This is a genomic window from Flavobacterium hercynium, assembly GCF_002217285.1.
GTDB classification, from domain to species: Bacteria; Bacteroidota; Bacteroidia; order Flavobacteriales; family Flavobacteriaceae; genus Flavobacterium; species Flavobacterium hercynium.
This window is the reverse complement of sequence record NZ_MUGW01000035.1, coordinates 45,103-58,977: the sequence shown is the minus strand read 5'-3', so window position 1 is coordinate 58,977 and position 13,875 is coordinate 45,103. Positions and strand designations below refer to the sequence as shown.

The following is a 13,875-nucleotide window of genomic DNA, read 5'->3' as shown; positions in this document are numbered from 1 at the left end:
TAGATTACCTGGATTATTAGATTGTTTGATTTCTGGATTATTCGATTTTAGAATTTGACAATCTGTTCATCAACAATCATAAAAAATAAAATTATATTAGTTAGTACATTTAGATGCTGGGCTTTTAGGGAAATCTTAAAATCCAATCATCCAAAAAATCTAAAAATCTAAAAAAAATGACTGAAGAAATAGAATTTATATTAGATAGCACTGAAGAATCTATGAACGGTTCGATTGCCCATTTAGAGAAAGAATTTCTTAACATTCGTGCAGGAAAAGCTTCTCCAGCAATGTTGGGTAGTGTTTTCGTAGATTATTACGGATCTGCAACACCACTTTCGCAAGTGTCAAAAATTAGTGTTCCTGATGCAAGAACAATTACATTGCAGCCTTTTGAAAAAAACATGTTGCAAACAATCGAAAAAGCGATCATGATTGCAAACATCGGTTTCAACCCAATGAATAACGGAGACGTAATCATTATTAGCGTTCCGCCTTTAACAGAAGAGCGTCGTAGAGATTTAGCTAAACAAGCAAAAGTTGAAGCAGAAGATGCTAAAATTGGGGTTCGTAACGTTCGTAAAGATGCGAATACAGATATCAAAAAATTAGAGAAAGACGGTACTTCTGAAGACATTTGTAAATCTGCAGAAGAGCAAGTTCAAAACTTAACAAATACATACATCAAGAAAATTGATGAACTTTTAGCAGCAAAAGAAGCTGAAATAATGAAAGTGTAGTTTTATTCTGTACAAAATAAAAATCCGTTTAGTTAAATTTTACTAGACGGATTTTTTTTATCCTTACTTTTGCATACCAAAATTAAAATGTTTCCGTTTTGAAACCATAATCCTGAGTATGAAGCTATTTTGTTTATTAACATTCTTTTTTACCCTTACTACACAAGCGCAGTTTCAGATCAACGGAATTGTAAATGACGGTAACAATAAACCGCTTCCTTTTGCAACAATTTCTACTTCTAATAAACAGCATACTATTACAGACGTTGACGGAAAATTTATTCTCGATATAGCGCCTGGCGCAAGCACTTTTTCTATTTCTTATATTGGTTTCGAAACCAAGACTGTAAATTTAAATTCAAATAAAAAATATTACACAGTTGCTCTTGTCCAAAAAACAGACAATCTGCAGGAAGTTGTTATTGCTAATGAAAGTCCTGTTTCGATAATTATAAGAAAAGTAATTGCTAATAAGAACAAAAACAATCCCCAAACAAAGCTAAAAAGTTTTGAATACAAAACCTACAACAAATTAATTGTTACTGCAAGTCCGGATTCTATAGATGGCAGAATCGACACCTCAGCAGTTTACAAGGATCTGAAAAAGAAACGTACCAATATTGATTCCTCCGATTATAAGTTTAAAGAAATAATCACCAAACAGCATTTATTTCAAACTGAAAAGATATCGCAGTATCAATTCAACAATCGAAAACTTAAAGAAACAATTCTGGGTACTAAAATGGCCGGTTTTAAACTGCCTGTTTATGAAATAATCGCATTCAATTTGCAATCCATTTCGATTTACGATTCAAAATACGAATTACTGGAAACCAAATATGAAAGTCCTATTTCTAATAGTGCGCTAAAAGATTATAATTACAAGATATTAGATACGGTTGCCATAAAAGGCCGCAGTACCTACATGATTTATTTCAAGAAAAAGAAATCAACCGGATTAGAAGGTGTTTTGTATATCGATCCTGAAAGTTTTGCAGTAGCCAAAGCGGTTATGCGAATTAAAGGTGTTTTGGATATTAGCGGGATTCACGAATTTGAATATGTTCCTGAGGAAAAAGTATGGTTTCAAAGCAATACGACTTTTAAAATTGTAAAAGGAAAAAACGACGAAGACATCAAAATTCTGGGCGGTACAATTCAATTTGACGCAGATGCTGAAGAATACAATGAGTCCAGAAAAAAAGCGGCTTCTGATTTTACCTATTTACTTTCTGCAAGTAACAATTACGACATTCATTACAATACAAATCCGGATATTAAAAACCCGGCACTTTATATCGAGATCAAAGAGGATGCTCATAAAAAACCGGAAGCTTTCTGGAATGACAACCGAACTGAAACTCTTGATTTAAAAGGACAAAAAACATATCAGCTGCTCGATAGTATTTCGGTTAAGAAAAGAGTCGAAAAACGACTTGGTTTTGGGCGAAAAATCATAAATGGTTATATTCCGATAGGACCTGTTGATCTCGATCTAAAAAAAGTAATTAGTTTTAATAATTATGAAGGTTTTCGATTAGGACTTGGCGGTATTACCAACGATCGCTTTTCGAAAAATTTCAGAATAGAATCTTATACTGCCTACGGTACAAAAGACGGGGTTTTAAAATATAGCGTGGGAACAGGTTTTTTACTCGATAAAAATACCAATACCTGGATTAATGGATCATTTACAGATGATGTACGAGAAATCGCGAGTACTGTTTTTGCTGTTGACAAACGTGTTTTCAAAATCTATGATCCACGTCCGATTAACATCAGTACTTTTTACGAGTATATTAGCTGGAAGACGAATCTTCAGACTAAAATTATACCGAAAACGGAAGCAGTTTTAGAATTGTCCAGAAATTATATTGAACCAAAATTCGATTATCTGTACTATCTACACGGAAGATTGTATTCTAACTATGTCATGACTACAGCAATGTTGTCGATTGTCTGGGCGCCGTTTAGCGATTTTATGCAGACACCAACAGGAAGAAATGAAGCTGACAAACGATTTCCGAGATTTACATTACAATACACGCAATCATTACCAGACGTTTTACAAAATGACTTTACGTTTAGTAAAATAGATTTCAAGACTGAATATGAGAAAAAATTCCTGAACGGTCAAAGAACAAGTTTACTTTTGCAAGGTGGTTATGCTTTGGGTGACATTCCTCTAACGCATTTATACAATACTGCTCCAAACAACCTAACGAAAGAAACCCTGATACAGCGTATTACTTTTTCTGGTAGAAACAGTTTTGAAACCATGTATTTTAATGAGTTCTTCTCTAGTGAATATGTTTTCTTTCAGGTGAAACACGGCTTCGAACGCATTAAACTATTCAGAAAAGTTCGTCCGTCTTTGGTATTGGTTTCACGTATGGCATGGGGAGACATGAAAAATCCGGAACAACATGTTGGACCAATTTACAAAACACTGACAAAAGGCTATTTTGAATCTGGTATTGAACTAAACAAAATTTACAAAGGATTTGGTCTAAGCGGATTCTATCGCTATGGTCCTAACCAATTATTAAAATTCGAAGATAATCTTTCTGTTAAGATTTCTTATATACTTGACTTGGGGATTTAAGAGATTTTAGATTGCAGATTTTAGATTTTAGATTGTTGGATTCTTAGATTCTTGGATTGTTATGCTTTAAGCCCAATCTTGAGATCTCCATGAGAAACTCGACAAAGATTATCATCACGTTGGCTTTAGACTTGCGATCGTTAGAAAATAGCATATATAGATCGCAACTCAATTCACAACTTACAATTCACAACTTACAATTCACAACTCACAATTCACAATTAAAAAAAATCCCAAGTTTCAGTTTTTTGAAACTTGGGATTCTTTTTTTTAAGGTTTTAAAATCAATACCGATGGTGTATTATTCAACCATGTGCTTTGCGACTCAATTAGTTTTTTCCAGCTGTCTAAACTTATGATCATTAAGTTCTGACTTTCTAAAAATTCTTTCTTAATTGTTCTGTCATTCATTATCATAATATGATTTGGTGCAATTTGCTCTATCGATCGTATGGTTTCCTGAATATCGCGTGTGTTTTTTACTTCGCCACTTGCATCTAAAACTGTGATTTGAGAACCATTATTATTGATTAGCTTTTTAGCATATTCAATTAAGAAAGCATCTTCTTTACCAAACACGGGCATAAAAACCTGATTTACTTCATCTAAATCCTTATCAATAAAAATTCCGACCGGTGTTTTTGACTTCGCAATAATATGACGTGTTCGCTCATCAAATGGAGAATTCTCGAATAAACCTTCTTTCCCGGTGAACTTATCGATTAAACGATCCGGATTTACGATCCGCGTTGTAAAACCAAGAATCTTTCCGAGTAAAGTTCCGTCAAAAATTGATTGTCCTAAACCGACCAATAACAGATCGTATTCTCCTTGATTGGTAACATCTATAATGTCTGTATCGATATCATTTGTTACTTTAAAAATGCTAACCATATTCTGGTTGAGCTTCTCTGATTCCTCAATTACAGGCACCAACATTTTTCGCTCATAATCTTTAACATCAAAAGAGTGTATTTCGGTACTCAATGACAAGTGCATTGCTGTAACGATAGAATTATCTCCTTGTTTTTTCACCAAACTATTGGCGATTTTCAATAACTTCTTTCCTTTTTCAGGTGTTGCAAACGAAAGCAAAATCTTGTACTTACTTTTATTTCCGATTTCCTGAGGGATGACAGTCATTTTATCTTTAAAAATATAACCAATAAAATCTAAAGCCGGACCCGTCATAAACGTGGTAACCAATGCCATAATAACCATCATGGTGAAAATTTCAGTAGACAGCACGCCTAAATCGTATCCGATATTTAATACCACAAGTTCCATCAGACCACGTGTATTCATTAATGCTCCAATAGCCAAACTGTCTTTCCAGTTCTGACCAACGAATTTCGCAGCCAATGCACTACCAAAGAATTTTCCAACTACAGCAACTACAATGATTACTCCGGTAACTTTCCATAAATAAGGATCGTTCAACAACCCGATTTGTGTACGTAATCCTGTAAACACAAAGAATAATGGTAATAAAACGATTATCGAAACGTCTTCTACTTTTTCAATAAAAATGTTTCTGAATTTGTTGTTTTCCGGCATAATTGCTCCGGCTAAGAAAGCACCAAACAAAGCATGAATTCCAATTAATTCAGATGCATACGCTGAGAACAATAATGTCAAAAAGAAAATAGCCACAACAGGTTTGTTAAGACTTTCACGAGTTGAGTTCAAATCCCCAACACGTTTAAGGAAAGGGCGAACTATTTTCAGCATCACTATAACATAAATAATAGCTAAACCGATAACATATAAAGAACTTAATAGTGAACCAGCTTTTACAATTGCAATTACAACCGCCAAAATACACCAAGCTGTAATATCATCTGCAGCGGCACAAGTAATAGCAATCGTTCCCAGTTTTGTTTTTTGCATGCCGCGTTCCTGCACAATTCTGGCCAAAACCGGAAATGCCGTAATACTCATCGCAATACCCATAAATAAACCAAACGAAGAAAACTCTACACCTTGCGGAGCAAATGTTCCGTAAATAAAATAAGCAAATGTTAATCCTAAGGCAAATGGAATTACAATACTGGCGTGACTAATAACTACAGATTCATGCGCTTTATTTTTAAGCACTTTTAAATCCAGTTCCATACCAATAACAAACATGAAAAGAATTAAACCTATCTGGCTTAAGAATTGCAAATTCCCTAAAGATTCTTTTGGAAATAAAGCTCCCGAAAATTCCGGAAAATACATCCCTACTAATGATGGCCCTAAAACAATACCGGCAATCATTTCTCCGATTACAGATGGCTGCCCTATTTTTCTAAAAACCCACCCAAACAAACGGGCAACTAAAATAATCGTTACGATTTGAGCCAGTAAAATAGCTAGTGGATGTTTCAGGTTGTCAACCATAGAATGAAGAAAATCATTCCAGTGATTGCTTTCTATTTTTTTCTGGATAATACCACGTCCTACTTCTAATGCGGCACCTTTTGAAATTATCCAATATATAAGCGCTCCAAAACCTCCAATAATTGTTACGTAAAACAAAGAGTTTTTAATATTATTCATAACTCATTTTTTAATTTATTGCGCAAATATCTAAACTGAAAGCGAAGTGAAAAAGCATTTTTAGGGCTAATTTATAATGTATGTAACAAGTCCGAAAAACTTTGTAATAAGTTCCCTAAATGTAATAAACAAGTATATTTTGACAACAGAAATGGAATGCTTTCAAGACACTATCCCTTCCAATATCAAAAAAAAAGACACATTAGATTTTGACTTTTTTCAAAAAATCAGCACGATAGGTTTCACTGAGAATTAGTGTACTGTTCTTATCATTTTTATCTAATTGATGTAAAACAATTTCGGTATGATTAAAAAACTTAATGGCTTTTACGGCGACAATTTCTTTTTTATTGATGCGACAAAATTCTGAATCAGGCAATTCATTCAAAAGTGTATCGAATTTCACGTTTTTTAAATTCAGAAAACTGCCGTCTGTAAGTAAAACGGTTTTGTCACGGCTGTCGCTAACCGCTGTTTTGATGTATACAATTTCATTAAAATGCAACAAGGTTTTTCCTTTGTCTGTATTTAGCTGAATGAATTGCTTTGCCTTTGGTGGTTTAGTAAAACGTTCAAAAGCTTTTGAAACGGCTTTTTGCAAACGGTCCAGTTTTACAGGTTTTGTAATGTAGTCTACTGCATCGATATTAAAAGCATCTGCAGCATATTCTTTATAAGCTGTACAAAAAATGACCAGCTTGTTCTCTAACATTCCTGCCAGATGCAATCCATCCATTCCCGGCATTTCGATATCTGAAATAAGCAGATCAAAATCGAGATTAGGAATTTCTGTCAATAGCTTTTCAGGATTGTTAAATGTTTTTACAATTTCCAGTTCCGGAATTTGTTCGCAGAGCATTTTCAGGTACGTTAATCCCGGAAGCTCATCGTCCAGTAGCAAGCATTTCAGTTTTGTATTCAAGGAGGTCTATTTTAAGATGAGCAATGTAAATATCGTTTTCTATAAACTTATCAAGTTTGAAATTATTTTTGTAGATAATGCGTAATCGGTGTTCTAATGTAGTGTGACCAAAACCGCTACGCTCTTTTTTTAATACTTTTTTATCTGATATTTTATTCGAAACCGTCATAAAAAAAGCATTGTCTCTAAATTCAAATACGACAGAAATAAATGCGTCTGCACTTTGAAGATCGGCATGTTTGAACGCATTTTCAATTAAATCAATCGAAATTAATGGTGCCAATAAAGGCTGTTCATACAATTTATCTTCTTTGTTGATATTGGTTTTTATCTTCAACTCAAAAAGCGGACTGATTTTTATTTTATTGATCTCGATTAAATTCAAGGCAAAGTCAATCTCTTCTTTTGCGGTAACAAATTTCTTTTTGCTTTCGTACAGAATATAATCTAAAACATTTGCTAGTTTGTCTAATGCAAAATACGTCTGATAAGCATGAGACTGAATTGAATTTAGAATATTTTTAAAAAGATGCGGATTCAGTTTTGATTCTAACGTTTCCAGTTGCAAATCATTCACTTTCATTTCGAGTGCATAAAAACTTTTTTCTGCATCCTCTTTTGATTTTTTGAATTGCAGCAATTGGTACATCAAAAAACAAATGATAATGACCAGCAAAAGCAGTATCGCCAAAAAAATAAAAGTAATCGTGTTGTTCTCCTGCATGTTTGGTAAAGATTTAATAAAGAATTAATGACTTGCCTGCAATCTGAATCTTTTTTTAATGACTGGAAACAAACTTCAATCCTACGATAGAAGCAATTAACGTTACCAGAAAAAATATTCTCCAGAAAGTCGCCGGCTCTTTAAAAACAAGGATTCCAACTACTACAGACCCAACAGCTCCAACTCCTGTCCAAACTGCATAAGCGGTACCAATTGGTAAAACCTGAGTTGCTTTGTATAATAAAAACATACTAATTGAAAGACAAACGAAAAAACCGACCATCCAATACGTCGATATTATTCCTGTTGTTTCTTTGGCTTTGCCTAAACATGATGCAAATCCAACTTCAAAAAGACCTGCTATTACTAATAAAATCCAATTCATTTTTTTGTTACTTTTTAAATTCAACTACAAATATGAGAAAAGCTACCATAGAAATTGACCTAAAAAATGAAATTTTACCGAAACAGAGGTATTAATTTATGTTTAACAAATGGTAAAAACCTAACCTATTAATTATTAGTTTCTAGCACTTTTCATTACCTTTGCATCCATTTTAAAGATTATGAAAAATACCGTACACGTTGGATTTTGGGAAAAATTAGCCCGAATCATACTTAAAAATAGAATTACAATCCTGATTCTTGTATCTGCCATTACTATTTTCCTTGCCTTTCAATGGAAAAATCTTTCTATGACGTATACCGAAGCCAATTTGCTTCCTAAAGATCATAGTGCTAATAAAGATTATCAAAAGTTTCTGGATAAGTTTGGTGAAGAAGGAAATCTGGTTGTAATTGGTTTTAAAGACCCAAAGTTTTTTACCCCAAAAAACTACGCTGCGTGGAATGAGTTGATGACGGGATTAAAAAAATCTAAAGAGGTTGATTTAGTCGTTTCTTTAAATGATTTAAAAAAATTAGAAAAAGATACTGTAAACGAAAAATTTGTTCTTACTCCGTTTATTGACCAAAGTAAAGCAATAGATCCCGAATATTTAAAAGGAATTCAATACGAATTGTTTCATAATTTACCTTTTTACGAAGGTTTACTTTTTAATAAAGAAAGCGGAAGTATCCGTTCAGCAGTTTACATCAACAAAGCGATTGTAAATACGGCTGAGAGAAAAACATTTATCCTTAATAATCTGGTTCCGAAAATTGCTAAGTTTGAAAAAACAACGGGAATTGATTTACGTGTTTCGGGAATGCCTTACATCCGTACGATCAATGCTGATAACATGAAAGGCGAAATTGCTCTTTTCATTGGTGCTGCATTATTGACGGTTTCTTTGATTTTCTTTTTCTTCTTCCGTTCGTTCAGAGCAACCTTTATTTCGATTTGTATTTTAATAATTGGTGTAACCTGGTCGTTTGGAACTCTTGGATTGATTGGTTATAAAATCACAATTCTAACGGCGATTATTCCTCCGCTAATTATTGTAATTGGTATTACAAACTGTATTTTCCTGATTAATAAATACCAGCAGGAAATCAGATTACACAACAATCAGGCAAAAGCTTTACAGCGTGTTATTTCAAAAATTGGGCATGCTACATTAATGACCAATCTTACGGCTGCAATTGGTTTTGCAACGCTTATGATTACGGGTAACGAATTGCTTTTTGAATTTGGATTGGTAACTTCAATAAATGTTCTTTCAGTTTACATGCTGACACTTTTTATTGTTCCAATTGTATACAGCTTTCTACCTTTACCAAAAGAAAAACACTTATATCATTTAACCAAAACTTATATTTCGACTTTATTAAACGGAGTTGAGAACTTGGTTAAAAACAAACGAAAAATCGTTTACATTATCTATGCTGTACTTTTATTAATCAGTATCAATGGTGTACGCCAAATGAAAGTTTCGGGAAGTTTAATTGGTGAAATGCCAAAAACGGCTTCGTTCTTTAAAGATATTTTATTCTACGAGAAAGAATTTAACGGTGTAATGCCGCTTGAAATCATGATCGATACCAAGAAGAAAAAAGGGGTTATGAAAGCATCAACCATTCGCAAAATGGATGAGCTGCAAACTACTATTTCTGAAATACCGGAACTGGCAAAACCTGTTTCTGTTGTAAACCTGGTTAAATATTCTAAACAAGCTTTCTATAACGGAAATCCGGAGTACTATCAATTACCTACTTCGCAGGAGCAGACTTTCATCTTGAGTTATGCTAAAAATGCGACTAAGAACAGCAAAGAAAATCTAATGAAAGCTTATGTTGATTCGACTGGTCAATATGCCAGAATCACTACTTTCATGAAAGATATTGGAACTGATGAAATGGCGAAAGTCGAAAATAAACTGAAATTAAAAATTAAAGAAATTTTCCCAAAAGACCGTTACGAAGTTACGATTACCGGAAAAGCTTTGGTGTTTCAAAAAGGAACTTCATACTTAGCACATAACTTAATCGAGTCTTTGTTTTTTGCTATTCTGACGATTGCAATTCTTATTTTGTATTTATTTAGATCGTTCAAAATGGTTTTGGCTTCCTTAATCACAAATATTTTACCGCTTTGTATTACATCCGGATTAATGGGTTATTTTGGAATTCCGCTTAAGCCTTCTACTATTTTGGTATTCAGTATTGCTTTTGGAATTTCTGTAGATAATGCAATTCAGTTTATGGCAAAATACAAACATGATCTGCTTCAAAGCCGTGGAAAAATTAAAAAGTCAGTTTTCAGTGCTTTAAGAGAAACGGGAGTGAGTACTTTTTATACTTCTATTGTTTTAATCTTAGGTTTTGCAACGTTTACATTATCAAGTTTCAGTGGTACGATCGCATTAGGAGGATTAATTTCTTGTACTTTGGTATTCGCGATGTTTGCTAACTTAGTGGTTTTACCTTCGCTGGTATTGTCTTTCGAGAAGAAGAAAACGAAGAAACAAGAAGCGGAGTTAGAGGAGTTAGAGGAGTAAAAGTTGCCAAAACTTTCCATCCAAATTCCATTTTAATTTATGAAAAAAACGATACTAATACTTTTTGTACTGAATTTTAATATAATGTTTTCTCAAAATTATTTTGAGGGAAAAAACCTGTACTGCAAGTCGGAAAATCTTGAAGCATTACAACTCTTCAATGATGGTGTAAAGTTTCTTTATTTAAACACCTCTTTAAATAAAAAATATCTCACTATAACTGCAAATGTTTTTTTTGAAGCCTATAAAAAAGACACTACTTTTTGTGATGCGCTATTTTTCACTGGTTACACTTTAAGATTATTAGATGATAAAGATGCACTTAAATTCTATATGTTAGCAGACAAAAGTTATGACAAATCTATAGAATTTAAAACAAATTTAGCTGCAGAATGCTTAAAGTATGGAAATGAAAAAGCAATTGAAGTTGCAAGAAAAAAATACGAAGAAATAGTTAAATTATATCCTGATAGCCCCGAAGGATATTATGGAATTGCAGTGACATCTCCAATTTTGGGAGACTATGATAATGGATTAGAAAATATAAATCTTGCCATAGATAAATACAAACTCATTAATCTCAAGCTAAAAAGCGACGTGTTCTATATAAAAGGAATATTGCTTTCATTAAATAAAAATTATGATGAAGCGTTAGTACACTTAGATAATGCTTATTCCTCGTATAAAAAGGACTTTAATTTTAAAATTCATTATTCATTATCTCTTTTAAAAGTCTCTGAAACCAAAAAAGATGATAAAATGAAAAAGAAAGCATTTAATTTTTATGAAAAAATTAAAGAAAAAGATGTAATTCCACAAGAAGTAAAAGATCAATTTACACCTAAATGATAGTTAAAAAAAACGTTTCTATTTACGTCATTTAATTTATTACTTTTTTTCCCATTCTAAATATTTCCCTCTATTAATAAATAGCTTTCCCCTAGCCCCGATAGCAGCGGCATCCTTTTTGTTTTTTCTTTAAAAACAAAAAGATATAGCGGATAGCGGGAAATAGCTCCTTATTAATATATTGCACCAAAACATAAGTTTTTATTTTGAAAAAAGGTAAATATCCCTACATTTGGTTTTCAAAATAAACAAAAATAAACATGGGAATATTTGATAAGTTACGTAATGAGTTTATCGATATCATTGAATTTCTAGATAATAGCAGTAATACTATAGTTTATAGATTTGAAAGGTATCAGAATGAAATTAAAAATGATGCAAAATTAATTGTTCGAGAAGGACAACAAGCTGTATTTGTAAGTGAAGGACAAATTGCAGATGTTTTTACTCCAGGAACTTACACGCTAAACACACAAAACTTACCGATTTTAACTACGCTTAAAGGATGGAAATACGGTTTTAATAGTCCCTTTAAAGCGGAAGTTTATTTTATTAGCACCAAAACTTTTACAGATCAGAAATGGGGAACTAAAAGTCCGATTATACTAAACGACGACCGTTTTGGGATGCTTGAAATCAGAGCTTTTGGAACTTATACTTTTAAAGTTGGTGATGCTGCCATATTCCTTAGAGAAATTGTGGGCACTGACGGAAATTTCACAACTGAAAAAATATCGGAACAATTAAAAAGTAATATTGTTACCCGTTTTACTGACGCGATTGGTGAAGCGAATTTGCCGGTTGAAAATTATGCTGCAAATCTAAATGAACTTTCGAAGGTTATTTTCGACTTCATGAAGGATGATTTCACCGCTTACGGATTAGATGTTAGCAAATTTCTTATTGAAAACGTTTCAATGCCGGAAGAAATCAAAAAAGAAATTTTTGAATTAAGCCGTCTTAATAAAATCGATTTAAACAAATTTGCACAATATAAAGCCGCAAAGTCTATTGAAATTGCTGCTAATAATCCATCGGGAGCTGCGGGAGCAGGTGTTGGTTTTGGAGCTGGTATCGCAATGGCAAACCAAATGGCACAGTCATTAAACACAACTCAGAATCAGCAATCGCCACCTCCTTTGTCAAATGGCGTATCATTTTTTGTGGCTATAAACAATCAACAAGCAGGACCTTTTAACGACGCGCAACTTGCTGATCTGGTAAAAAACGGACAACTTTCTACTGAAACATTAGTATGGAATCAAGGCATGAGCGATTGGCAAAAAGCTGGTTCTGTTGAACATTTGCAAAAATTACTAACGCAATCTCCTCCTCCGCTTCCGGGAATTTAAAATAAATGGAAAATCCAGATACTACCGTTGCAGCATTCAAAGGTTTTTTGTGTACAAATTGTGGTGCCGGGCTAAAATACAAGCCCGGTACTAAAACAATGGCTTGCGATTATTGTTCTTCTACGAATGAAATTCACGAAGAAGAAACGTTTATTGAAGAACTTGATTTTAATGCCTACATTGAAAATTTTGAAGCTCTCAATTTACAAACAGAGAAAATCATTTCGTGCAAAAGCTGCGGAGCGAGTTCTTCTGTGGATGAGAATTTAAAATCTTTACATTGTTCGTACTGCACCAATCCTCTGGTTGAGGACGACATTTCGGAGCAGCGTCTTATTAAACCAGGATATTTACTGCCCTTTAATATCGACGAAAAGAAAACAATTGTTATTCTGGAAAAATGGAAAAATAGTCTTTGGCTGACACCAAGCGATTTTAAAAAATTTGCGCCTACTCCTATAGATTTAAGAGGAATTTATGTCCCTTATTGGACATTTGACGCTAAATCAGTTTCTGCTTATACAGGTGCAAGCGGTGACGATTATACCGTAACAGAGGGAAGTGGTGACGATGAAAGAGAGGTAACCAAAACGTCCTGGACAAATACATTTGGCACCGTTCGTGTTGATTTTGATGACATTATTACGCCTGCGTCCGGAAACATAAGCCCGGAAGGATTAGCAGAACTCGAACCTTGGGATTTCAGAGAACTTGTTAAAGTAAACGATCAATATCTTTCTGGTTTTATAACGGAAAAATATACCATTCCGCTACAGCAAGGCTTTACAGATGCAAAAACAAGAATGGAAAACCGTATCAGCAAAGCAATTAGAGAAGAAATAGGTGGAGATCGCCAAAGGATATATACCTGTGATACACAATACGATGACATTCAATTCAAGCATATTATGGTACCTGTATATGTGAGCTCGTACCGCTACAAAGAAAAGATCTATCATTTTTACATCAACGGCAGAAATGGAAAAATTTACGGCGAAAGCCCTACTAGTTTAGTATTTCAAATCGTTTGCGCTATTGTAGTGATCTTAATTATCATTGCCATAATTGTATTATAACGATTTTTAACTTGTTAAAAAATATATAGAAACTAGTTCAAAAAACGTAGCATCTTAGTAACTTACAATCTGAGAACCGCTAAAAAAAACTTAAACAGTACAATTTCAAACAAATCAATTATATTTG

Annotated in this window: 10 protein-coding genes; 6 read left to right on the top strand and 4 right to left on the bottom strand. The window is 33.4% G+C overall.

What is annotated here, in order from left to right; translation table 11 throughout:
* Positions 1-176: 176 nt before the first annotated feature.
* Positions 177-740, top strand: coding sequence for a ribosome recycling factor (frr, locus tag B0A66_RS16510; protein ID WP_089050958.1), 564 nt, complete (start codon positions 177-179; stop codon positions 738-740).
* 118 nt (positions 741-858) lie between these two features.
* Entirely contained in the window at positions 859-3,345 is a 2,487-nt protein-coding gene (locus tag B0A66_RS16505) for a DUF5686 family protein (RefSeq protein WP_089050957.1), read from the top strand.
* A 270-nt stretch (positions 3,346-3,615) separates the two neighbouring features.
* On the opposite strand, the gene B0A66_RS16500 is transcribed toward B0A66_RS16505, so the two are convergent.
* From B0A66_RS16500 to B0A66_RS16485, 4 genes are all read right to left on the bottom strand, one after another.
* Positions 3,616-5,886, bottom strand: coding sequence for a cation:proton antiporter (locus tag B0A66_RS16500; RefSeq protein WP_089050956.1), 2,271 nt, complete (start codon positions 5,884-5,886; stop codon positions 3,616-3,618).
* A 202-nt stretch (positions 5,887-6,088) separates the two neighbouring features.
* Entirely contained in the window at positions 6,089-6,808 is a 720-nt protein-coding gene (locus B0A66_RS16495) for a LytR/AlgR family response regulator transcription factor (RefSeq protein WP_089050955.1), read from the bottom strand.
* Complete coding sequence (locus B0A66_RS16490; RefSeq protein WP_089050954.1) at positions 6,771-7,532, bottom strand: histidine kinase; 762 nt, start codon at positions 7,530-7,532, stop codon at positions 6,771-6,773. Before B0A66_RS16490 ends, B0A66_RS16495 begins: the two co-directional genes overlap by 38 nt.
* A 55-nt stretch (positions 7,533-7,587) precedes the next feature.
* The gene (locus tag B0A66_RS16485; protein WP_089050953.1) at positions 7,588-7,917 is read right to left on the bottom strand and encodes a DMT family transporter; all 330 of its coding nucleotides are present in this window, start codon (positions 7,915-7,917) and stop codon (positions 7,588-7,590) included.
* A 181-nt stretch (positions 7,918-8,098) separates the two neighbouring features.
* Here B0A66_RS16485 and B0A66_RS16480 point away from each other — a divergent pair, with 181 nt between their 5' ends.
* The 4 genes from B0A66_RS16480 to B0A66_RS16465 all read left to right on the top strand — a co-directional run bounded on the left by B0A66_RS16480 (position 8,099) and on the right by B0A66_RS16465 (position 13,748).
* Positions 8,099-10,471 (top strand): efflux RND transporter permease subunit, encoded by a 2,373-nt coding sequence (locus tag B0A66_RS16480; protein ID WP_089050952.1) that lies wholly within the window; start codon positions 8,099-8,101, stop codon positions 10,469-10,471.
* A 39-nt stretch (positions 10,472-10,510) separates the two neighbouring features.
* Entirely contained in the window at positions 10,511-11,320 is an 810-nt protein-coding gene (locus B0A66_RS22920) for a tetratricopeptide repeat protein (RefSeq protein WP_165766630.1), read from the top strand.
* Between the two features lie 260 nt (positions 11,321-11,580).
* Positions 11,581-12,672: an SPFH domain-containing protein gene (locus tag B0A66_RS16470; protein ID WP_089050950.1), complete on the top strand. Its 1,092-nt coding sequence runs from the start codon at positions 11,581-11,583 to the stop codon at positions 12,670-12,672.
* A 5-nt stretch (positions 12,673-12,677) separates the two neighbouring features.
* The gene (locus tag B0A66_RS16465) at positions 12,678-13,748 is read left to right on the top strand and encodes a hypothetical protein (protein WP_089050949.1); all 1,071 of its coding nucleotides are present in this window, start codon (positions 12,678-12,680) and stop codon (positions 13,746-13,748) included.
* Positions 13,749-13,875: the final 127 nt, after the last annotated feature.